This is a genomic window from Niallia tiangongensis, assembly GCF_044704065.1.
Classification (GTDB): Bacteria; Bacillota; Bacilli; order Bacillales; family Cytobacillaceae; genus Niallia; species Niallia tiangongensis.
Genome location: NZ_CP162613.1, coordinates 3,245,391 through 3,266,489, shown reverse-complemented (window position 1 = coordinate 3,266,489; position 21,099 = coordinate 3,245,391). Strand labels below are relative to the sequence as shown.

Genomic DNA, 21,099 nt, shown 5'->3' with positions numbered 1-21,099 from the left:
AGAAATAGTTTACTTCCTGTATGAAGTGGCTATTTCTTTTTTTTAAGGTTAGAAATGATAAATGTTAAATTTTCCTACTTGGCTTATTACTTAAATAAAAGGAAGTGATGCTTTAAGATGCAAGATCAGAGAAAAATGATTATTGTAAAGGAAATTGCCTATTGGAAAGAAAATAAGATGCTTCCAGAACATTATTGTGATTATTTACTTACTTTGTATACGGAAGGTAATGGTGTGGAAAAAAGTCAGGTAAAGAAAGAAGGCAAAAGTATCATATTCATCTTTTCACTTCTATTCTTTTCTTTCATTCCAATAACTATATTTTTATTATATTTTACTGAATTGTCTTTCATTTTGCAAATGGCTATTTCACTAATTTTTCTGATTTTTTGTTTTGTCGGGATTTTTTTGTATAATAAAAATCAGTTAAATGTAGATATACCGGCTACTGTTGCTGCAATTATCATTCTTTTATGTAGTGTAGTCTTTGGTTTGAAATTTTTTTCTAATGAAATAATATTTTTATATATCATTTTATTCCTTAATTGTTTATTTTGGTATTTATGTGGGAAGAGGTATAAATTATTATATTTTACGATTTCCGCTATTATCGGGGCTTTTTTACTAATAATACTTATTGTATCAAAGTATTTGCTTTAACTAGAATTTGAAATGTGGTGTTAATAATGAATACAGATAAATTATCCAAACGATTAGAAACCGTTGCAAAATACATACCTAGAAATGCAAGATTTGCGGATATTGGATCCGATCACGCGTATTTGCCATGCTATATGGTGAAAAGAAATGATGTTCATTTTGCGATTGCCGGAGAAGTGGTTGAAGGTCCTTACCAATCTGCTGTTAAACAAGTAAAGCAGGAGGGATTAACTTCAAAAATTTCTGTAAGAAAAGGAAATGGCTTAGAAGTAATCGAGCCAAATGAAGTGGATTGCGTAACGATTGCAGGCATGGGCGGAACATTAATCGCAACGATTTTAGAAAACGGTAAGAATAAACTAAAAGATTCTGTTCAAAGACTAATCTTACAGCCTAATGTTAGTGCATCTTCTATTCGAGAGTGGCTATTGAAAAATGCTTGGACTTTAGTAGCTGAAGAGATTTTGGAAGAGGATGGGAAAATATACGAGGTTTTAGTTGCTGAAAAAGGGGATTCTTATTCTTTATACGAATCGAATAAAGTGAGGACATTATTATTTGGACCATTTTTAATGAAAGAAAAAAATGCTGCCTTCGTTAAAAAATGGACGCTTGAGAAAAAAAATTGGCAGCGGATACTTACACAGCTGGATTCTGCACCTGAATCAGAAGAAAATACTCAAAAACGTAAAGAACTGCAAGAAAAAATTAGATTAGTGGATGAGGTGATGAACAATGAAGACTATTAATGGCTATGAAATAATATCTTTGTTTGAACAATTCTCTCCTAAGGAATATGCAATGGAAGACGATAAAATAGGATTACAAGTAGGAGATTTAAGCAGACCTGTTAAGCGTGTAATGATAGCATTGGATGTTCTTGACGAAGTAGTTGAGGAAGCAATTTCAAAAGCAGTGGATTTAATTATTGCCCATCATCCTCCTATTTTTCGTTCGCTATCCAAAATAACAATGGATAATCCATCTGGAAAATTAATGCATAAATTAATTAAGCATGATATTGCAGTCTATGCTGCTCATACAAATCTTGATGTCGCAAAAGGTGGGGTCAATGACCTTTTAAGTGATGCTTTAGGATTGCAGGAAGCAGAAGTACTAGTACCAACCTATGAGGATAAGTTAAAGAAATTAGTCGTTTATGTACCTAAAAATCATGCTGAACAGGTGAAAAAAGCAATAGGCGATGCAGGTGCTGGTGCGATAGGAAATTATAGTCATTGTGTTTTTTCGACAGAGGGTATCGGTGAATTCCAACCGTTAGAGGGGGCAGAACCATACATTGGTAGTGTAAATAAATTAGAGCATGTAGAAGAAGTGAAAATAGAATCAGTTTACCTAGCTTCTAAAGAAAAGAATATAGTAAAAGCGATGTTTAAAGCTCATCCCTATGAAGAAGTTGCTTATGATATCTATGATTTACAAATAAAAGGGGAGCAATTAGGTTTAGGTCGAATAGGTAAAGTAAAAGAGTCGACATTACTAGAATTTGCTAATCATGTCAAAGAGGTTCTTGAAGTCGATGGGGTACGTGTAGTCGGAAATTTAGATGCAAAGGTCAAAAAAGTGGCAGTCTTAGGTGGAGACGGTAATAAATATTATTCCCATGCTTTAAGGAAGGGCGCAGATGTCTATATTACAGGAGATATGTATTATCATATTGCCCATGATGCTCAAGCAGTAGGATTAAATATTATCGATCCAGGACACAATGTAGAAAAAGTGATGAAGACTGGCGTTGCAAAGGTTTTAACGGAAATGTGTAAAAACAAAGGCTATGAGGTGGAGATTTTTCCTTCCGTTATTCATACAGATCCGTTTACTTTTATATAAAGAAGATTTTTGAGAAATAAAGAGGTTGGGACAAAACTAAATAACCAATCTTTAAAGACGAACAACCTCTAATTTAGCTCTTAAATAAAGTTACTTTCTCATGATGGTTATCTATGTATTTAAATATAGTTAAGTGTAAAAACTAAGTCGTTCCATTGCACTACAGACGCACGATGCTTCGGGGAGGAAGCTGAGCCTACTCGCTGAGCTGCGGGGTCTAAAGCGTCCTCTATTTCCTGCAGGAGTCGAGCGTCCTCCGCTCCATTTCACTTCGTTTTTAAACTTTTTTCCAAACTGACAAACACGAACTTTTATGTGTATTAACTATACAAAAGTTCGTGTTTATTATTAGTTGAAATGCTTTTGTCCCAGCCTCTTTTTGATTCTAGTGGAGAATGAATGATTGTGAATTTAAAAGTATGATAACCTAAAAAAGTTGCCATTCGTAGTAAGAGAAATAAGTTGTGTATGAGAGGAGTGGTGTTCATCAAGGAGAAAATCAAAAGCAGAAATTAAGAAGAGAAAAATGGCGTTCATCAACTAAAGGAATAAAAGAAAAAATTAGAAAAACAAGCGTCCCACTTTATAGTGAACGCTTGTTTCAATATTATTTCACTTTTACTTTTGGCAAGATTTTATTTAAAGGAACTTTCTTTTCCAATTGCCATGTGCTTTCATCTGCAGGATCATATTGATCTAGAAAATTAATAACCTCTTTTGTGATTGGGGTTGGAGTAGATGCACCAGCTGTAACTGCAACACTTTTTGCATCTTTCAGCCACTCTAGCTTCAGTTCGGAAATGTCTGTTATACGATATGCCTTAGTATCGGCAATTTCCTCTGAAACTTGGGCTAAGCGATTGGAGTTGTTGCTTTTGGGATCCCCTACAACAATTAATACGTCTGCTTCTCCAGCTTGTTTGGCAACTGCTTCTTGTCTTACTTGGGTAGCTAAGCAGATTTCTTTATGAAATTCAGCATGTGGAAATCTTTCCTTAATGTTTTCCATTAAATCAGCAACATCCCATTGACTCATCGTTGTCTGGTTTGTAACTAGTATTTTCTCACGATTAATTTCTAAAGTACTAATATCTTCTTGTGTTTCTACCAATGAAACAGCATGTGGAGCAACACCAACTGCTCCTTCTGGTTCAGGGTGACCTTTTTTCCCTATATAAATAATGTAGTAACCTACTTTTTCTTTTTCTCTAATCAAATCATGGGTTTTAGTTACATCTGGACAAGTTGCGTCCAATGTAACTAATCCCTTTTCTTCCGCTATTTTACGAACCTCTGGTGATACACCATGTGCAGTAAAAATAACTGTACCTGAGTTTACTTTTTCCAATATTTCTTTTCGGTTTTGTCCATCCAATGTGATAATGCCTTCTTCTTCGAATGCATCTGTAACATGCTTATTGTGAACTATCATCCCAAGAATATAAATGGGACGAGGCAATGTTTTATCTAAAGCAGCATTTCTAGCAATTACCATTGCATCAACAACACCGTAGCAATAGCCCCGAGGTGCGATTTTTATGACTTTCATTCTCCGATTCCTCCTGCATGATACTTCTAATAACAATATATTAAGTAATAGATACTATTATTTCCACCAATAATATAACATGTATATTATATATAACATAAGAGCTGTTTACAAAGTATAACTGTCTGGAAAAGGAATATTCATAAAAGATTATAAAAAAAACTAAAAAAAAGACCAAATAAAGCAAAAGCCACTTTTAGACTCACTCTTTGTAATGGGCTGTTTCATAATGGAGCCTATTTAGAATGAACCATTTTATGGATAATGCTTGTAAGGTCAAGGATATTTATACATATAACTTTGGTTTTGGAGCACCTTTAGGTTTTTCATGTACTGATTCCATTTCAAAGTCATCGATAACATTATCGACTTCTTTTGTTTGTTTCTTTTTAACTGATTTCTTTGTAAGTTCGCTTTTTACTGAATCTGTTGCTTGCTCCGCAACGTCTACTTCTTCTGTTTCTTTGCTGGAGCTTGTTAATCCTCTGTACATTTTCCAAATAGCCGGGATATTTTTAACCATTGGTCCATATTGATTGACCATAGGTCCAATTTGGCTTGCTGTATTAAGGAATTTTTGAGAATTTGCTAAAAATCCATTAATGGAAGAAGGGTTGGTCAATGTTTTTAGCAATCCGCCGCCTCCAGATGCAGCACTCCTAGCCCCTGCGTTTGTAGCAGCTCCTGCAGCATTATTACCGCCTCCAAGAAGTTTGGATAATAAACCGCCGCCACTTCCTCTGCTAGGTGCTCCACCTCTGCCCATTGCACCTCCAGGAAAGTTAGTTGGACCTCTCATTCCTGGCATTCTTCCGCCCATTGGTGGTCCTTGGAATGGTCCACGTGGTCTTGGTGGCATCATATAAAACGCCTCCTTTCACTTATACTACTTTATAGAGTATGCAAAGACTCGCAAGATGTTTAGGTTTTACAAAGAAATAATGGATAGTGTCATATGTAATGTAAAATGCTAGGATTAGGGATAAAACATTTATTTGATTTATGGTATTGGAAAAAATAAAAAGGGTACTCGTTATAGCCTTTTAGGTAAATTTTTATTATAATAAAATGATGGACAAAAGAGCTATAGATAAATGCCAAATCTGCGCACGCTCATTTATCTGGCTATTAAGGAGTTTTATATATGAGTAATAATCAATTTAAACAATACGAGTTAAAACCATTTATTATAGATGCAATTGATGAATTAGGTTTTTTCGAGCCGACGGAAATTCAACAGAAAGTAATTCCTCTTGTTTTAAAAGGGGAAAGTGCAATTGGTCAATCACAAACTGGAACAGGTAAAACACATTCGTATGTTTTACCAATTATTCAAAGAATAGTTGCTGAAAAGCAAGCGGTACAAGCTGTTATAACAGCACCTACAAGAGAATTAGCGAATCAAATTAATCAAGAAATTTTGAAAATAATTAAGCATTCAGAACAGCCAATAACTTCCCGCCTATTTATTGGAGGTACGGATAAACAGCGTTCAATTGAAAAGTTAAAAATACAGCCACAAATTGTTGTAGGTACACCTGGAAGAATTAATGATCTTGTCAAAGAACAAGCATTATTTGTGCATACGGCAAAAATTTTAATCGTTGATGAAGCTGACCTTATGCTTGATATGGGCTTTATTGAAGATGTCGATCAAATTGCTTCAAAGATGCCAAAGGATCTAAGCATGTTTGTATTCTCTGCGACAATCCCTGAGAAATTAAAGCCGTTTTTAAAGAAATATTTAGAAAATCCAACGTTTGTTCATATCGAACCAAAGCAGTTGACGGCAGCAAAAATAGAACATGTGCTAATTCCTTCTAGACATCGTGATAAAATTACAACGGTATATGAAGCATTAGTAAGTTTTAACCCTTATCTTGCGATTGTATTTACAAATACAAAGCAAATGTGTGATGAAGTTGCTAATGGTTTATCAAACAAGGGTCTTAAGGTTGCAAGAATACATGGTGGTTTAACACCTCGTGAACGCAAAAAAGTAATGAAACAAATACTTGATTTAGAATTCCAATACATCATAGCTACTGATTTAGCGGCAAGAGGAATTGATATTAAAGGAATTAGTCATGTTATCAATTATGAGTTACCAACAGACTTAGATTTTTATGTGCATCGTGTAGGAAGAACAGCAAGAGCAGGTTATTCAGGTATTGCCTTAACAATATATGAGACGTCAGATGAAGATAAGCTAAATCAGTTGGAAAAACTAGGCGTTGAATTTAAGCATATGGATCTTAAGAAAGGCGAATGGATAGAATTAGAAGATCGTAATCGCCGCAAAAACCGCAAGAAGCAAGTGGATGAAATTGATGTAAAGGCTAAGTCACTTGTTAAAAAACCGAAAAAGGTTAAACCTGGCTATAAGAAAAAAATGCAACAACAAGTAGAAACAATTAAAAAGAGAGAAAAACGAATTAAGAGTAGAAAAAAATAGGGGCAAAGAGGAGTTGTTTGATTTGTTGAAAATTGGTTCACATGTATCAATGAGCGGAAAAAAGATGTTGCTGGGAGCTAGTGAAGAAGCAGTCTCCTATGGTGCTAATACTTTCATGATTTATACTGGTGCACCCCAAAATACAAGAAGAAAGAAAATAGAAGATTTAAATATTGCAGCAGGTCAGCTTCATATGGAGCAAAATGGCATAGAGGATATTATCGTGCATGCACCATATATTATTAATATTGCTAATACTACGAACCCAGCTACCTTTGAATTGGGAGTTAACTTTTTACGCAGTGAAATTGAAAGAACGGTAGCACTAGGAGCAAAACAAATTGTTTTGCATCCAGGCGCACATGTGGGAGCAGGTGCTGAAGTTGGCATAAAAAAGATTATTGAAGGCTTAAATGAAGTACTTACTGGGAAGGAAAATCTGCAGATAGCGCTTGAAACAATGGCTGGAAAAGGATCTGAATGTGGTCGTAGCTTTGAAGAATTAGCAATGATTATGGAAGGTGTTACCCATAATGATAAATTATCGGTATGCTTTGATACATGTCATACCCATGATGCTGGATATAATATTGTAGAAGATTTTGATGGGGTATTAGAAGAATTCGATCGAATCGTGGGAATTGATAAATTAAAGGTATTGCATATTAACGATAGTAAAAATATCCTTGGCGCAAGAAAAGATAGACATGAAAATATCGGTTACGGTCAAATCGGTTTTGATGCATTAGTGAAAATTGTTCATCATCCCGAGCTTGAAAATGTTCCAAAAATATTGGAAACACCATATGTTGGGATAGATAAAACGAATAAGAAAGCACCTTATAAGCATGAAATCGAAATGATTAAAAATAAGGCATTCAATGCAAACCTATTGGAAGAAATCTTACAAAGTTAAAAAACGCTCATTTGAGCGTTTTTTATTTCGATTTTGAAGTTTAAGTATGGTAGTTTACTGCTCTGCAAATAAATTAAATAACTCGTTTAGTTCCTTTGCTGTAGCAGGACTTGTTAATTTAGCTACCTCTCTGATTAATTGCGCGCGTTCATTAGGCTTGAAAATATTGATTTTTCGGCCATTAAGATGATTAGCAAGCTTTACGGCTTCTTCGTTTGTGATTTTAATTTTGAACTGTTTACTGTATTTCATTAGTTCAGTAGAGGTTATGTTGTTAATTTTATGATTGATTATGTTTTCAAAAATTTTCATGTCATCACTCCCCATTCTAACATATGAGGGGAAAGACTAAAATGTGCTAATTTTTTTTTGATTTCTCTCATTTAGATATACAAAAGAAGATATCTTTACAACAATCATTCGTTCTTGTATACTGATTTTGATACTATTAAACGTTAATAAATCGTAATGATTACTATAGATTTTTTGTTTAGTGCCTTTTATAAAGATAAAGTTCGTTGTAGAGGTAAAAAACACGCTAGATATTTTGAAGGATTAGTGCCTTTATAATAAAAAAGATTGGCAGAAATGAGGTGGAGAAAATGAATGTGCAAACTGCACTTGATATCCTAAAGGAAAAAGGATACAAACATACAGACAAGAGAGAAGATATCTTAGCATTATTTTCTAATGAAAATAAATATTTAACTGCAAAGGATGTTCTAGAGTCATTAAAAGATGATTATCCAGGTTTAAGTTTTGATACGATATACCGCAATCTATCATTATTTGCTGAATTAGATATTTTTGAAATGACAGAATTAAATGGCGAAAAACATTTTCGCTTTACTTGTTCTCACCATCACCACCACCATCATTTCATTTGCTTGGATTGTGGGAAAACGAAAGAAATTATTACATGTCCAATGGAAGAACTTACAGAAAGTTTAAAAGGGTACGATGTTTCTGGTCATAAATTTGAAATTTATGGGAAATGTCCAGAGTGTCAAAACTAAAAAACGAAGCATATCTATTAGGATATTGCTTCGTTTTTTTCTTATTATAAGGTTGTTTTCGTAAAGTTAGCAGTATTATGACTTTAAATTTTTTTGAAAAACAACAATCTTTTAGTAAAAAGTCTTTAATAAATACTATGTAGTAAAGGGATAAAATGAAGTTTATTTATTTACTTGAGTGTTAGCCCACTCTTCAACCCACTCATACGCTTCATTCCAAGTAGTTACCCGTTTAACCCCTTCAGGAATTGATTTCCGATTATAAGGTGTATCAAAGAGAATTACTGGAATTCCCAATTCCTCATGAAGCAATACGGCATTATCATGCTTATCTTCAAAGAAAATATCCACCTTGTTTTTTTGGGCAGCTGCAATTTTATGATGGGAACCAATTAATTCAATATGATCAAAGCTGATTCCATTATTAATAAACCATTCTTTTGTTAGTTCAAGCATCCCTTTGCCTCTTGCACTAATAAATATTAGTTCATGTTGGTTTGCCCATTTTTGTAATACGACATTTGCGCCTTCAGCAAGGGGGGAGGCCGTGTAAATTCTTGCCTCATTTTCTATAAACCATTTGTCAAACTCTTCGTTAGAAACGTTGACTAAAGGATAAAATTCATATTGAACAACATCCTCTAATGTAATATTCAATTGAAAGCTTTCATTTAAAAAGGGAACAAACGTAGCAGGGCTTGTTACGGTCCCATCAATATCGATTCCAAAACGCATTTTTTTCATTTTATGCTCCTTTGTTCAAAGTTGTTCTTATCTAGCTTAACAAATAATGAGGACAAGGAAAAGGGGAGAAGTCAAAAAGGGAATTGTCATGTAAAACATTTACAGACATAGTGACAGAGAATTTGGTGATGATAATAAATGCTCCTATTAAAGAAAGCGAGGGATCATCATGGCAGATCAAAACAGCAATGAAGGATACAGTCACGATTTTCAAGATAGAGAGCGAACTGGATCACCTGTTGATTATTTGGAAGAAACATCAGCAGAGATAACACCACCGATGGCTTTTAATGCTACACGTCCAGTGACCTCTGAAGTTGAGAGAGACAGAAGTGTAGTAGGAGGAAAAGGAATTGGAATTACAGCTCTAGTCATTTCTATCCTATCTTTATTTGTAATGCCTATTATATTAGGTATTGTTGGGATAGTATTAGGATTCATCGCAAGAAGAAGGGGAGCATCAGCACTTGGAACTTGGGCCATTACTCTAGGTGCCATCTCCATTATCATTGGAATTTTTATTGCCCCATTCTTTTAACAAGAAAATGGGGAATCAAAAAAATCTAACCTCTATCAGGAGGTTAGATTTTCTTACTAGAGAAAGGAAATTTCCTTCCTTTTGTTATTTATCATTGAACGTTAATTGTACCATTCTTTTCAGCTTCTTCAGCTGCTTTTTTCGCAAAATACTCTTCAGCTATTGCATCGATTTCTTTCTTAAGTTCTTCTACCATTATCTCCTCGGGCACTTTACGGACAATCTTTCCTTTGCGGAATAGTAATCCTTCTCCACGGGCACCAGCAATACCAATGTCTGCTTCTCTTGCTTCACCTGGTCCATTAACTGCACAGCCTAGAACTGCAACCTTAATAGGTGCTTTAATTGTAGAGATGTACTCTTCCACTTCATTGGCAATACTAATCAAGTCGATTTCAATTCGGCCGCAAGTTGGACAGGAAATTAACGTTGCTGCATTGGAAGAAAGACCAAATGACTTTAACAGTTCTCGGGCAACTTTTACTTCCTCAACAGGATCCGCACTTAAGGATATACGTAAAGTATTTCCGATGCCTTTACTTAAAATAGCACCTAGACCAGCAGCACTTTTTACTGTACCAGCAAATAGTGTACCAGATTCTGTGATACCTAAATGTAAAGGATAGTCAAATGCTTTTGCTGCTTTTTCATATGCTTCAATGGCTAAGTTAACATCAGAAGCCTTCATGGAAACAATGATATCATGGAAATCAAGGTCTTCTAATATTTTGATATGGTGCAGGGCACTCTCGACCATTCCGTCTGCAGTTGGGTAACCGTATTTCTCGAGAATTTTTTTCTCTAAAGAACCAGCATTAACACCAATTCGTATCGGAATTCCTTTTGCTTTTGCAGCTTTTACAACCGCTTCAACTTTTTCTCTTTTCCCAATGTTACCTGGGTTGATTCGGATTTTATCTGCTCCACCTTCAATTGCTTTTAAAGCTAAACGATAATCGAAATGGATATCCACTACTAATGGTATATTTATTTGTTTTTTAATCTCGCTAATGGCATTTGCAGCACGTTCATCTGGACATGCAACACGCACAACCTGACAGCCAGCTTCCTCTAAACGTTTAATTTGGGCAACAGTTGCCTCAACATCATGGGTTTTTGTAGTTGTCATGCTTTGAATAAATAATTCATTACTTCCCCCAATTGTTAAGTTAGCGACTTTAATTGGCCGGGTTTTTGTACGATGAATAATTTCACTCAATGGTGATTCGCTCCTTTTATATTGGACAAGCCAAAATAATTTAGCTTTTTATTTATTTCTTTGTAACCTTTCCTATTGTATCAATGAATCATTCATATTGACAAGAAACTTGCTAAAAATTGCTTTGTATTTTTGCTGGGAATCCCTCTATATAGGGTTAAAAAGTTTTTTATGTTCTAGCAAGGATATAAAAAACTTCCACAATTATCATTTCTGTGGAAGTTAAATGTATATTATTTATATATAGGAAAAGAATATGATTTTCCTATTTGAATATCTTCAGGTTTTAAACCATCATTTAGTTTTTGAAAGTCATTTACAACAGTCTCTATGCTAACCGATAAGGTGCCAGAAGAATATTCCTCTACAATAGAAAGAACTGTATCACCAGATTGGACTTGTTGTTCAAAAAATAAACGTGCATCTTCAGGGGATGCCTGTACTTCTATTGAGGGTTCTTTTTTTTGAGTAGAGGAAAGTGTACCTTCATTTAAATCGATATAAATAACGTATATTGTCACTAAAATTGCAAAGGTAATAAAAAACCTTTTCATCCTACATCCCCCTAAACTGGTTATAGACAAACTATATGCTTGTCCACTATAAATTAGAACTAAATAAAGTATCAGGAAAATGGAGATAGGAAAAAAGTCTTAAATTTAATAATAAATTACTTAATCTTTACATCCCCTTAACATACTTCTGTGAAAATGGTCATTGGGGGGGACGAAGTAAATGAAAAAAGTCAAAAAAAAGAAAAGAATAAAGGAAAAGCTTTCTATACAAAATCGGTTATTTCTTTTTATTTTGCCGTTATTTATTATTACCATTTTGATTTTAACGTTTATCTCTATTAATAGCTCTACAAAAATGACAATTAAGATGATGCAGGAAAGATTAGAGAAAGAAACAAGTACTATTTACGTAATGGCTCAAAATACAATGCTAATGTATGTTGGTCAGGAAGAGAAGTTTCAATCTAAAATGGAACAAATAATTAGAGATCAAGATGCTAGCTTTGCCAAAGAAGGGTTAAACGCTTCGTTCTTTTTACTATCAGAAAAGGAAGTAAAACCATTTAAAGTGAGTCAGACCTCCCAATTTAAATTGGAAGATTCTTTTATTCAGAAAATAGAAGAATTAGAATCAGGCGTATTGGATACAAAATGGAATGGAGACACATATACCGTTGCCTTTCAAAAAATTCAAGAATTAAAAGGGATTTATTTATTAGTAATCCCCCAATCTGAATATTTACATAACGTAAATCAGTTGAAAAATAGTTTGTTGCTTTTTTCGGTATTGAGCATAGTGATTATTGCTGTTGTTATTCGATTTTTTGTCAAAACAATGGTAAGCCCACTATTAACATTAAGAGAAATTATGCGCATGGCAAGGAATGGTCATTTAGAAGAAGTTTCTAGCATTAAAACAGGGATTCCTGAAATCAACTCGTTGATTAACAGTTATAATTTATTAATACAAAGATTAAAGCTTATACTTTCTGAAATGCATGCAACTAGTGCTCATTTATCCAAAACAAATGATATTTTACAAACAGAAGCAATGCAAATGATGGAAAGTGGAGAGGTACTGACGGATATGATTATTACGGTGAAAAATGGTGCTGAGCAAACGGCAATCAGTTCAGAACATAATATAACCGTTTTCCAAGAAATGAAAGGCTTAAGTGATCAAATTGAAGAAAGTAGTCAAAAAATAAAAGAACACACAGACAAAATGAATGATTCTGCCATACTAGGCGAAGAAAATATAAATAATTTATTTGCAAGTCAACATGTGCTACAAGATAAAGTAACAGTAATTTATCGTAATAATGATTTGCTTAATAATCATGCTCTATCAATAAAAAAGGTTGTAGAAGATATAAAAGGACTTGCGGAACAAACCAAGCTATTGGCTTTAAATGCTACATTAGAAGCAGCTCGAGCTGGCATCCAAGGAAAGGGATTTGCGGTGGTAGCAAATGAGGTGAAAAAACTTGCTGTTTTGTCTTCTAAATCAGCAGAGGATATTAAAACGTTTACACTTGATATGGACCAAATCATTCAAAAGTCATCAAGTGATTTAAAAGATATACAAAACAATTTTACGAAAAGCGATGATTTAGTGCAAAAAGCGACTGTTTCTTTTAATCAGTTATTGGAGGGAATTACTTTAGTTAGTGAAGGGCTAAAAGATAATCACCATTTATTAAATGAGCTACAAGTATTTTTTCCGAAGATGGAATATAGCACGTTACATGTTACTTCCATCAGTCAACAAACACTTGCAAGTTCAGATGAGATGAAAAAAATAGGTGAAATACAGCAGGATAGTATCAAAGTTAATGCTGAGATAAGTTCCAGACTATCGACATTAGTGGCGAAACTAGAGGAAAATATCAAGATGGAAGAAAAGTAAATCATCTAAGAAATAAAAAAGCAAAAACCAATGTGTATGGTTTTTGCTTTTTTACTGTTTTTATGGTTGGAGTGGTTTTTCCGGTTTGACTTCTTTAATTGCTAAACAAACAAGGAATAAACTAATGAACCAATTTAATAAATAGCCACTAGGAACAATGGTTTGTAAACAGTCCATAATAGTAAAGAAAATAACGGGAATGGTTGTACTATATACGGTGATTTTCCAGCATTGTGCATATGTTAATTCTCTTCTGAAAATTTTCGAGAAAAAGTTTCCAAACATAGCAAGTACGATTGTTTGAAGAACTTTATAAATAAGCATAAATAGGATATAGATGACAACTAAAATGATGATAAACACATAAGCTAAAGAATCCATTGTTTGGATAAAATCAATTAGCTCTTCCTTTGTAAGGGTGATATTTCCAAATGAGGAATATTCAAAACTCTGAGCCTGCCCTGCTGTTACGATAACAAATTCATTTTTTAAGAGCGCTACTGTATTTCCGTAAGAACTAATTTTTGTATGGTCATAGGTTCCAAAAGCATCTAAAATGATTGTTAAATCAGGCTTTTCAATGATAGTTGGTTCTTCTTGATTTTTTGTATGTAGTGTATTATCGCTTATTGTAAAAGAAGGTAATTCTTCTTCCAGCGTTATACTAAAAGTATGTATCGCTTCATTGATTCCCTTACTTAAATAATACAAATTAGGTATAGCTGCAATAATAGTCAAAAGCAACAAAAAAATAATGGTTTTTCCGATACCTTGAAAACGGAAGCTTGCTATATCTTTTGGAGAATAGAGGCTTCGATAAAACTGCTTAAAAATATTCATTCTGACACATCCTTCAAAAGTTTCATTCCTATTGTATCTTTTTAATGCCAATAGATACAAGTCCCAGCATTTGATTTGCATAAAAAAGTATGGTAAAAGTTTTAAAAGGATGTTCCTATACTAAAATTAGAAGGAAAGGGGGATGTTATGGATATTATTTATTGGATAATTATCAGTATTTTATTTATTATTGCTTTTGTTGGACTGATTTATCCAATCATCCCAAGTGTACTATTTATTTTAGCAGGGTATCTATTATATGGTCTCTTCTTTTCATTTGAAGAACTTAGTGTCCTTTTTTGGATTATTCAAGGAATGTTTGTTGTCTTATTATTTTTTGCTGATTCTGTATCTAACTGGATCGGTGTAAAGAAGTTTGGCGGTACGAAGGCTGGGATTTGGGGAAGTACAATTGGATTGCTTGTTGGACCTTTTGTCATTCCTGTAATTGGGATTCTACTAGGTCCATTTCTAGGAGCCGTACTAGCAGAGCTTATCGTTAGTAGGACCAATTGGAAAAATGCGCTTAAAATAGGAGTAGGCTCACTAATAGGCTTTCTCAGCAGTATAGTTACAAAAGGTATTATTCAGGGGATAATGATTGTGTATTTTTTGCTGAAAATATAACTCAATGAACGAAGCTGGGACAAAAGTGTTCCAACCAAATATAAACCCGAACAATTATACGGAGATGTTAAAAAATTTCGTATAGTTGTTTGGGTTTTTAAATTTTAAGAATAGACGGTTTGTGGTTATCACGCTGATATGCGGGGTCTCGGACTTTCTCGTAGCTCCCATAGGAATCTACGTGTATTCAGTCTGCACCGTTTTTCCTAACAATTAATGTATTCTTTTGAAAAAATGATATAACTAAGTAAACTTAAAAACGGAGTGAAATGGAGTGGAGGACACTCGACTCCTGCGGGAAGTAGAGCAAGCTTTAGACCCCACAGGCTTTAGCCGAAGGGGCTTAGGTTGCTCCCCTGCACATCGTGTGTCTGTAGCGCAATGGAATGAATTGGTTTCTCCACTTGATATTTTAAAAACATAAATAACCATAACCCAATATTGAAAACCAGCCGGTATTTAAATAGCTATATGAGAGATTGTTCGTCTTTAACCATTATATATTTTGTTTTGTCCCAGCCTCTTCTATTATTAATTAAGCCCACAAATATCAACGGGACAGTTTTGACAATCGACTGCTCTTTTTAAATAGGCAAGATTTTTTACAGTAATTTTCTGGTTGCTATAGTCAATGACTTCCCTTTCTCTTAAATCTTTTAATATGCGTTGAATAACTTCTCTTGTTCCAAAAGTTAAATTCGCTAATTCTTGATGCGTGATTGGAATATCAATCAAGATTCCTTCTTTATTTTTTATTCCAAATGAATGACACAGCCTGATTAATATGCTGTAAAGACCGCCTTTTTTTCCATTCATTATAAGATCTTGGCATTTCATATGGGCCTTTAGATATCCGGTGCTTAACCAACTAGTAATGGAAGTAAGAAGCATTGGATCTTTTAACGCTAAATCTTCAAATTCTTGGCGGCTAATTGCAAGAACATCACAATCTGTAAGACTTTTAGCAAAGAAATAATACTTAGGAGAATGTTTAAATAATTGGTACTCTAACAGTAATTCCTCGTTATGGAGTATCTTAATCACAAATTCTTTGCCTTTCTCATGTACTCTCCCAAGAGATATCGTTCCATTTAATATAATATATATTTTTTGAACAGGTTCTTTTTCTTGAAATAATAAAGTTCCCTTTTTTACATGTTCTATTTTGTCAGTCTCAAAGAAATGTTGTATCAATAAACTATATAATGATAGTTGTACTTCATTCATAAGAAAGCACTCCTTAAAAAGTTCCTCTTTCCTTGATTAAAAAACATTGTGAAATATTTGTCAATCTTAATATGGAATAAATTGGATTAAGTATGAGTGGTATTGATTATATTCTACTCTAGAACGTTGATTCAAAAGGGAGAAACGGAAAAATGACAATTTATCGAACTTATTTCAGGATAAGTTCTAATAGACGCGGTAATTACAAATTAGCATGAATACTGGAGTGATGTTAATCACTAAGGATGATAAAAAATATGGAGAGTAGAATAGTCTTATTTTTATGTAGGATATTTATCTCACTTTAAACTTCAATAAGACTCTCACCTCTTGCTTATGAGAATTCGAGGAAGACAGGTGGGAGACTGATGGAAGTTTCCCTTTATTTGATGTGAAAAGTGGTTTTCATTAGGGGGATGAACGCTATTTTTCTGAGGAGTAAAGTGAAAAGTGGTTTTCATTAAGGGAATGAACGCCATTTTTCTGACTATTAAAGCAAAAAGTGAATTTTATCAGATTTAAGAATAATAAATATACTAGAACTCTCTGCGCGTTATAACAACCAATCATTTGTCTGTTTAAAATAATATAAAATGGGTATTTTAAAGAGGGAATCTTTTCAAGCAAATAGATTGAAAGTAAGTTCTTTATTTGTTAATGTATTGTTAAAGAGCTTCTCTTATAAAAATTGTTGGAATAGGACAAAATATTATAGGGAAGAAAATAATACATATAATATTAGGAGGAATTAGACATGGCTTATTCATTACCACAATTACCTTACGCTTATGATGCATTAGAACCTCACATTGATAAAGAAACGATGAACATTCATCATACGAAACATCACAATACTTATGTAACAAATTTAAACAACGCATTAGAAGGAAATGACGAATTACTTTCTAAAACAGTTGAAGAGCTTGTATCTAATCTTGATGCAGTTCCAGAAGCTGCTCGTACTGCAGTTCGTAACAATGGTGGTGGACATGCAAACCATTCATTATTCTGGGAAGTAATTTCTCCAAACGGTGGCGGTCAACCAACTGGTGATTTAGCTGCTGCAATTGACAGCAAATTTGGTAGCTTTGAAAACTTCAAAGAAGAATTCTCAAAAGCTGCTACAACTCGTTTTGGTTCAGGCTGGGCTTGGCTAGTTGTTAACAACGGTGAGTTAGAAGTAACAAGCACACCAAACCAAGACAATCCTTTAATGGAAGGTAAAACACCTGTTTTAGGATTAGACGTTTGGGAGCATGCATACTACTTAAATTACCAAAACCGTCGTCCTGAATATATCAGTGCATTCTTTAATGTCATTAACTGGGATGAAGTAGCTAAACGTTATTCTGCTGCTAAATAATTATAGGTTAAGCAAAACCTGTGGGCATAATGCTCACAGGTTTTTTGTATTATTATCAGAAATTTAGTAATGATAAGCTTATTTTCATAATTGTTAGTTTTTATATATAATGCATAACGATATTCATTTTGTTAGAAACTACTCTAGAACAAAGGGGAGTTTCTATGATGAAAATAGGGAAAATATTAGGTGATGTAGAGCTTACAAAAGATTTGAAAATATTGTTGCTCACAGGAGGCTTGTACTCATTAAGTGTAGCGCTTTCTAATACTTTTGTTAATGTATTCTTATGGAAACAGTCAGGCGAATTTAGAGATTTAGGATTGTATAATCTTGCTATTATCTTGCTACAATTACTTACCTTTACACTTGCTGGCAGATGGGCAAAGAAAATTGATCGTGTCATTGTATTTCGAATTGGAGTTGCCTTCCTTACCATATTCTATTTGACAGTTTTGTTAATTGGAGACAAGGCATCGACATTTCTCCTAGTGCTAGGGGCAATACTTGGTATTGGCAACGGATTCTATTGGCTAGCGTATAATGTTTTAACATTTGAAGTTACCGAACCGGAAACAAGAGATTTTTTTAATGGCTTTTTAGGATTGCTAAATTCTGTTGCTGGAATGATTGGCCCGATGATTGCGGGCTATATTATCTCCCAGCTAACAAAGTCCACAGGGTATATGATTGTTTTTGGAATGTCTCTTGGTCTCTTTCTTCTAGCGGTTATTTCTAGTTTCTTTCTTAAAAGAAGGCCGGCAGAAGGAAAATATTTTTTTAAAAGAATTTTGGAAGAGCGAAAAAATAATTATAACTGGAAACTTATTACGAACGCTCATTTTTTCCAAGGCTTACGAGAAGGTGTCTTTGCGTTTATGATAACTGTCTTTGTTTATATAGCTACAGACAGTGAGTTAGCTTTAGGTAAATTTGGGTTAATCAATTCGGGAATTTCATTTGTTGCCTATTATATTGTTTCGAGGACAATCAAAAATGAGAATCGGAATAAGTCCATTTTAGTTGGGGGAATTATGTTATTCCTATCGATGTTTATTATCGTTTTTGATTTTTCTTATACGAAATTACTGATTTATGCGAGTACAATAGCAATCGCCTATCCATTAATTCTTGTTCCTTATACAAGCTTAACTTTTGATGTAATCGGAAAAGGCTGGAAAGCAGGAGAAATGAGAATTGAATATATAGTGGTTAGAGAATTGTTTCTCAATCTAGGAAGGCTTTTATCCGTTCTCATTTTTATAATTGGTGTTAGCATGTTCAATCCAAATAAAGTAATCCCTGTATTGTTGTTTATCCTAGGAAGTGGACACTCTGTGATTTATTTCTTTGCTAGAAGAATCAGATGGAAGACAGCTTAACTATGTAAAAGAAGATCTGTTATAGAGTTAACAGATCTTCTTCTTTGTGTGAAAAGGTGAATGAGAAAAGAGAGAATTCCATTAAAAATCCTGTAATCATATAGAAATTTCTGTAAACTTCCTTTAAAATAGTAATTAGGAAAGTTTTGGAGGAAATGGTGGGGAGTTAAAAGTGGGGGAAAAAAAGAAAAAAAAGAGAAATCCAATACCTTTAAGAGTAAACCTTATATTCTTTACGGTATTTTTATTGTTTTCAGCACTCATTTTAAGATTAGGCTTTGTACAAATTGTGTATGGAGATGACTATAAAAAAGAAGTAGAGAAGAAAGAGGATGTCGTAATTAGCACCTCTGTTCCTAGGGGCGAAATGTATGACAGAACAGGTAAAAATATTGTAAGTAATGTTGGCAAGAATGCCATTACATATACTAATTGGAAGAAGTATACACCAAAAGAAATGCGGGATACCGCTGAAGAATTAGCAAAAATTATTAAGATGGACAGTGATAAAGATCTTAAAAAGATTTCAGAAAGAGACAAGAAAGATTATTGGATTTTAATCAATCCAGATGAAGCAAAGACAAAGATATCAGAAGAAGATCAGGAACAGCTTGCGTCAAAGTATAAAGACGACAAAAAAGAATATCAAAAAGCGTATGATGAGCTATTGCGTAGTCGCATATCTGAAACAGATTTAAACAAACTAACCGATTTAGATTTGGAAACATTAGCGATATATCGAGAATTTCAAAGCGGTTATTTTTATACTCCCCATATTGTAAAAAATGAAGGGGTTACCGATAAAGAAATTGCCATTATTAGTGAAAATTTAGAAAGATTACCTGGTGTAGACACCCTTCGTGATTGGGATAGAAAGTATGAATTTGGTTCCACATTGAAAACTGTTTTGGGGAATGTAAGTACTTCACAAAGAGGGGTTCCTGCAGAACAAAAAGATAGCTATTTAGCAAAGGGCTATAGCATGAACGATAGAGTTGGATTAAGTTATTTAGAAAAACAGTATGAGGATGTTTTAAAAGGTCAAAAGAAAAAGGTCAAATATATTAAAGATAAAACAGATGAAATTGTAGGCTCGGAAATTTTGACTAATGGATCGGCAGGGAATGATTTAGTATTAACGATCGATATGAAATTACAGTTGGAAGTTGAGAAAATCATTGAAGAAGAACTTAAAAAAACGAAATACGGCTATGCTGGTACCCAATATTTAGATAGAGCGTTTGTTGTATTAATGGATCCACATACAGGTGAAGTCTTAACAATGGCTGGTAAACAATTGGGAAAAGATGATAAGTCAGGTAAACAAATTGTACAAGATTTTGCATTGGGAAATATTACAACTTCTTATAATGTGGGTTCAGTAGTGAAAGGAGCTATGGTATTAACAGGCTATAAAGAAGGAGTACTTAGCCCTGGCACGACCTATATTAATGATTCAACCATGCAAATAAAGGGTTCAAACCCATTTAAATCTTGGAAAACAATGGGTAATATTAATGACTTAATTGCTCTAAAGCAATCATCAAACGTTTTTATGGCTAAAACGGCTATTATGATAGGTAAAGGACATTATGCCTATATGCAGCCTTTAAACATCGATTTGGATGCTTATCCAAAGATAAGAAATTCATTTTCTGAATTTGGTTTAGGTGTTCGAACAGGAATTGATTTACCGAATGAAATGGCTGGATTTAAAGGAGCAATTGATCCAAATCAGCCAGCAAATCTCATGTTCTTATCCATAGGACAATATGATACGTATACGAATATGCAATTAGCACAATATATTTCAACAATCGCGAATGGTGGTTATCGTATTCAACCACATATAGTGAAAGAAATACGGGAGACTTCTATTGAAGAGGGGCAATTAGGACCGATTGTTCAGGAAATTCAACCCAAAGTATTAAATAAATTAGAATTAAAACCTGGCTGGATAGAGCAAATTCAAAGAGGCTTTCGTATGGTAATGCAACCAGGAGGTACAGGAAGTGTTTTTGCAGGAGCTTCTTATAGTCCAGCTGGAAAAACAGGGACTGCAGAGGCTTTCTATTATGATCCATTAAATAAACAAGAAGAACCACCACAAGTAATGAATGTTAGTTTAATAACATATGCTCCATCTGAAAATCCAGAAGTAGCAATGGCTGTAATGGTTCCGTGGGTTTATACAACGAATGATGGACCTTCACCGAACTTAACCATCGGAAAACGTGTAATGGATAAATATTTTGAATTAAAGAAAGAAAAAGACTAGATTAATAGAC

The 21,099-nt window shown here is 33.8% G+C and carries 20 protein-coding genes; 12 read left to right on the top strand and 8 right to left on the bottom strand.

Annotated features, from left to right (window positions below; genetic code table 11):
- The first annotated feature begins 117 nt into the window (after window positions 1-117).
- The 3 genes from AB3U99_RS15780 to AB3U99_RS15770 are packed head-to-tail and all read left to right on the top strand — an operon-like array spanning window position 118 to window position 2,511.
- Window positions 118-660, top strand: coding sequence for a hypothetical protein (locus tag AB3U99_RS15780; protein ID WP_400242439.1), 543 nt, complete (start codon window positions 118-120; stop codon window positions 658-660).
- A gap of 26 nt (window positions 661-686) precedes the next feature.
- The gene (locus AB3U99_RS15775) at window positions 687-1,409 is read left to right on the top strand and encodes a tRNA (adenine(22)-N(1))-methyltransferase (protein ID WP_400242437.1); all 723 of its coding nucleotides are present in this window, start codon (window positions 687-689) and stop codon (window positions 1,407-1,409) included.
- Entirely contained in the window at window positions 1,396-2,511 is a 1,116-nt protein-coding gene (locus AB3U99_RS15770) for a Nif3-like dinuclear metal center hexameric protein (protein WP_400242435.1), read from the top strand. The genes AB3U99_RS15775 and AB3U99_RS15770 overlap by 14 nt, the downstream gene beginning before the upstream one ends.
- A gap of 607 nt (window positions 2,512-3,118) precedes the next feature.
- On the opposite strand, the gene AB3U99_RS15765 is transcribed toward AB3U99_RS15770, so the two are convergent.
- Together AB3U99_RS15765 and vrrA are read right to left on the bottom strand one after the other, a co-directional pair.
- Window positions 3,119-4,060, bottom strand: a complete 942-nt coding sequence (locus AB3U99_RS15765; RefSeq protein WP_400242433.1) for a 4-hydroxy-3-methylbut-2-enyl diphosphate reductase — start codon at window positions 4,058-4,060, stop codon at window positions 3,119-3,121.
- 286 nt (window positions 4,061-4,346) lie between these two features.
- The gene (vrrA, locus tag AB3U99_RS15760) at window positions 4,347-4,922 is read right to left on the bottom strand and encodes a VrrA/YqfQ family protein (RefSeq protein WP_400242431.1); all 576 of its coding nucleotides are present in this window, start codon (window positions 4,920-4,922) and stop codon (window positions 4,347-4,349) included.
- A gap of 282 nt (window positions 4,923-5,204) precedes the next feature.
- Here vrrA and AB3U99_RS15755 point away from each other — a divergent pair, with 282 nt between their 5' ends.
- Both AB3U99_RS15755 and AB3U99_RS15750 read left to right on the top strand, forming a co-directional pair.
- On the top strand, window positions 5,205-6,515 hold the full coding sequence (locus tag AB3U99_RS15755) for a DEAD/DEAH box helicase (protein WP_400242429.1): 1,311 nt from the start codon (window positions 5,205-5,207) through the stop codon (window positions 6,513-6,515).
- A gap of 22 nt (window positions 6,516-6,537) precedes the next feature.
- Complete coding sequence (locus AB3U99_RS15750; RefSeq protein ID WP_400242427.1) at window positions 6,538-7,431, top strand: deoxyribonuclease IV; 894 nt, start codon at window positions 6,538-6,540, stop codon at window positions 7,429-7,431.
- A 54-nt stretch (window positions 7,432-7,485) separates the two neighbouring features.
- On the opposite strand, the gene AB3U99_RS15745 is transcribed toward AB3U99_RS15750, so the two are convergent.
- The gene (locus tag AB3U99_RS15745) at window positions 7,486-7,743 is read right to left on the bottom strand and encodes a DUF2624 family protein (RefSeq protein WP_031535405.1); all 258 of its coding nucleotides are present in this window, start codon (window positions 7,741-7,743) and stop codon (window positions 7,486-7,488) included.
- Window positions 7,744-8,033: 290 nt separating this feature from the next.
- On the opposite strand from AB3U99_RS15745, the gene AB3U99_RS15740 reads away from it, so the two are divergent.
- Complete coding sequence (locus AB3U99_RS15740; RefSeq protein WP_031535403.1) at window positions 8,034-8,447, top strand: Fur family transcriptional regulator; 414 nt, start codon at window positions 8,034-8,036, stop codon at window positions 8,445-8,447.
- Window positions 8,448-8,609: 162 nt separating this feature from the next.
- Here AB3U99_RS15740 and AB3U99_RS15735 read toward each other — a convergent pair whose 3' ends face one another.
- The gene (locus tag AB3U99_RS15735) at window positions 8,610-9,191 is read right to left on the bottom strand and encodes a 5' nucleotidase, NT5C type (protein ID WP_400242425.1); all 582 of its coding nucleotides are present in this window, start codon (window positions 9,189-9,191) and stop codon (window positions 8,610-8,612) included.
- A gap of 169 nt (window positions 9,192-9,360) precedes the next feature.
- On the opposite strand from AB3U99_RS15735, the gene AB3U99_RS15730 reads away from it, so the two are divergent.
- A complete protein-coding gene (locus AB3U99_RS15730) occupies window positions 9,361-9,729 on the top strand; it encodes a DUF4190 domain-containing protein (protein ID WP_400242423.1) in 369 nt (122 codons plus the stop codon).
- Between the two features lie 91 nt (window positions 9,730-9,820).
- Here the strand turns inward: AB3U99_RS15730 and ispG are convergent, their stop codons facing one another.
- Both ispG and AB3U99_RS15720 read right to left on the bottom strand, forming a co-directional pair.
- Window positions 9,821-10,939, bottom strand: a complete 1,119-nt coding sequence (gene ispG, locus AB3U99_RS15725) for a flavodoxin-dependent (E)-4-hydroxy-3-methylbut-2-enyl-diphosphate synthase (RefSeq protein ID WP_400248098.1) — start codon at window positions 10,937-10,939, stop codon at window positions 9,821-9,823.
- Window positions 10,940-11,181: 242 nt separating this feature from the next.
- Entirely contained in the window at window positions 11,182-11,502 is a 321-nt protein-coding gene (locus AB3U99_RS15720; protein WP_400242421.1) for a LysM peptidoglycan-binding domain-containing protein, read from the bottom strand.
- A 181-nt stretch (window positions 11,503-11,683) separates the two neighbouring features.
- On the opposite strand from AB3U99_RS15720, the gene AB3U99_RS15715 reads away from it, so the two are divergent.
- A complete protein-coding gene (locus AB3U99_RS15715; protein WP_400242419.1) occupies window positions 11,684-13,372 on the top strand; it encodes a methyl-accepting chemotaxis protein in 1,689 nt (562 codons plus the stop codon).
- Between the two features lie 60 nt (window positions 13,373-13,432).
- Here AB3U99_RS15715 and AB3U99_RS15710 read toward each other — a convergent pair whose 3' ends face one another.
- Window positions 13,433-14,212: a DUF1189 domain-containing protein gene (locus AB3U99_RS15710; protein ID WP_400242417.1), complete on the bottom strand. Its 780-nt coding sequence runs from the start codon at window positions 14,210-14,212 to the stop codon at window positions 13,433-13,435.
- A gap of 147 nt (window positions 14,213-14,359) precedes the next feature.
- On the opposite strand from AB3U99_RS15710, the gene AB3U99_RS15705 reads away from it, so the two are divergent.
- A complete protein-coding gene (locus AB3U99_RS15705; RefSeq protein WP_400242415.1) occupies window positions 14,360-14,839 on the top strand; it encodes a DUF456 domain-containing protein in 480 nt (159 codons plus the stop codon).
- A gap of 531 nt (window positions 14,840-15,370) precedes the next feature.
- On the opposite strand, the gene AB3U99_RS15700 is transcribed toward AB3U99_RS15705, so the two are convergent.
- Window positions 15,371-16,066: a Crp/Fnr family transcriptional regulator gene (locus tag AB3U99_RS15700; RefSeq protein ID WP_400242413.1), complete on the bottom strand. Its 696-nt coding sequence runs from the start codon at window positions 16,064-16,066 to the stop codon at window positions 15,371-15,373.
- Window positions 16,067-16,820: 754 nt separating this feature from the next.
- Between AB3U99_RS15700 and AB3U99_RS15695 the strand changes: the two genes are divergently transcribed.
- The 3 genes from AB3U99_RS15695 to AB3U99_RS15685 all read left to right on the top strand — a co-directional run bounded on the left by AB3U99_RS15695 (window position 16,821) and on the right by AB3U99_RS15685 (window position 21,089).
- A complete protein-coding gene (locus AB3U99_RS15695) occupies window positions 16,821-17,429 on the top strand; it encodes a superoxide dismutase (RefSeq protein ID WP_251627522.1) in 609 nt (202 codons plus the stop codon).
- A 164-nt stretch (window positions 17,430-17,593) separates the two neighbouring features.
- Complete coding sequence (locus AB3U99_RS15690; protein WP_400242411.1) at window positions 17,594-18,811, top strand: MFS transporter; 1,218 nt, start codon at window positions 17,594-17,596, stop codon at window positions 18,809-18,811.
- Between the two features lie 172 nt (window positions 18,812-18,983).
- Window positions 18,984-21,089, top strand: a complete 2,106-nt coding sequence (locus tag AB3U99_RS15685) for a peptidoglycan D,D-transpeptidase FtsI family protein (RefSeq protein WP_400242409.1) — start codon at window positions 18,984-18,986, stop codon at window positions 21,087-21,089.
- Window positions 21,090-21,099: the final 10 nt, after the last annotated feature.

Bases quoted from the DNA above. Each gene is read 5' to 3' on its own strand.
- AB3U99_RS15745 (WP_031535405.1), bottom strand. From the start codon at position 7,743: ATGAAAATTTTTGAAAACATAATCAATCATAAAATTAACAACATAACC.
- AB3U99_RS15780 (WP_400242439.1), top strand. From the start codon at position 118: ATGCAAGATCAGAGAAAAATGATTATTGTAAAGGAAATTGCCTATTGG.
- AB3U99_RS15695 (WP_251627522.1), top strand. From the start codon at position 16,821: ATGGCTTATTCATTACCACAATTACCTTACGCTTATGATGCATTAGAA.
- AB3U99_RS15715 (WP_400242419.1), top strand. From the start codon at position 11,684: ATGAAAAAAGTCAAAAAAAAGAAAAGAATAAAGGAAAAGCTTTCTATA.
- AB3U99_RS15770 (WP_400242435.1), top strand. From the start codon at position 1,396: ATGAAGACTATTAATGGCTATGAAATAATATCTTTGTTTGAACAATTC.
- AB3U99_RS15765 (WP_400242433.1), bottom strand. From the start codon at position 4,060: ATGAAAGTCATAAAAATCGCACCTCGGGGCTATTGCTACGGTGTTGTT.
- AB3U99_RS15710 (WP_400242417.1), bottom strand. From the start codon at position 14,212: ATGAATATTTTTAAGCAGTTTTATCGAAGCCTCTATTCTCCAAAAGAT.
- AB3U99_RS15690 (WP_400242411.1), top strand. From the start codon at position 17,594: ATGATGAAAATAGGGAAAATATTAGGTGATGTAGAGCTTACAAAAGAT.
- AB3U99_RS15700 (WP_400242413.1), bottom strand. From the start codon at position 16,066: ATGAATGAAGTACAACTATCATTATATAGTTTATTGATACAACATTTC.
- AB3U99_RS15735 (WP_400242425.1), bottom strand. From the start codon at position 9,191: ATGAAAAAAATGCGTTTTGGAATCGATATTGATGGGACCGTAACAAGC.
- AB3U99_RS15730 (WP_400242423.1), top strand. From the start codon at position 9,361: ATGGCAGATCAAAACAGCAATGAAGGATACAGTCACGATTTTCAAGAT.
- AB3U99_RS15755 (WP_400242429.1), top strand. From the start codon at position 5,205: ATGAGTAATAATCAATTTAAACAATACGAGTTAAAACCATTTATTATA.
- AB3U99_RS15740 (WP_031535403.1), top strand. From the start codon at position 8,034: ATGAATGTGCAAACTGCACTTGATATCCTAAAGGAAAAAGGATACAAA.
- AB3U99_RS15775 (WP_400242437.1), top strand. From the start codon at position 687: ATGAATACAGATAAATTATCCAAACGATTAGAAACCGTTGCAAAATAC.
- AB3U99_RS15720 (WP_400242421.1), bottom strand. From the start codon at position 11,502: ATGAAAAGGTTTTTTATTACCTTTGCAATTTTAGTGACAATATACGTT.
- vrrA (WP_400242431.1), bottom strand. From the start codon at position 4,922: ATGATGCCACCAAGACCACGTGGACCATTCCAAGGACCACCAATGGGC.
- AB3U99_RS15705 (WP_400242415.1), top strand. From the start codon at position 14,360: ATGGATATTATTTATTGGATAATTATCAGTATTTTATTTATTATTGCT.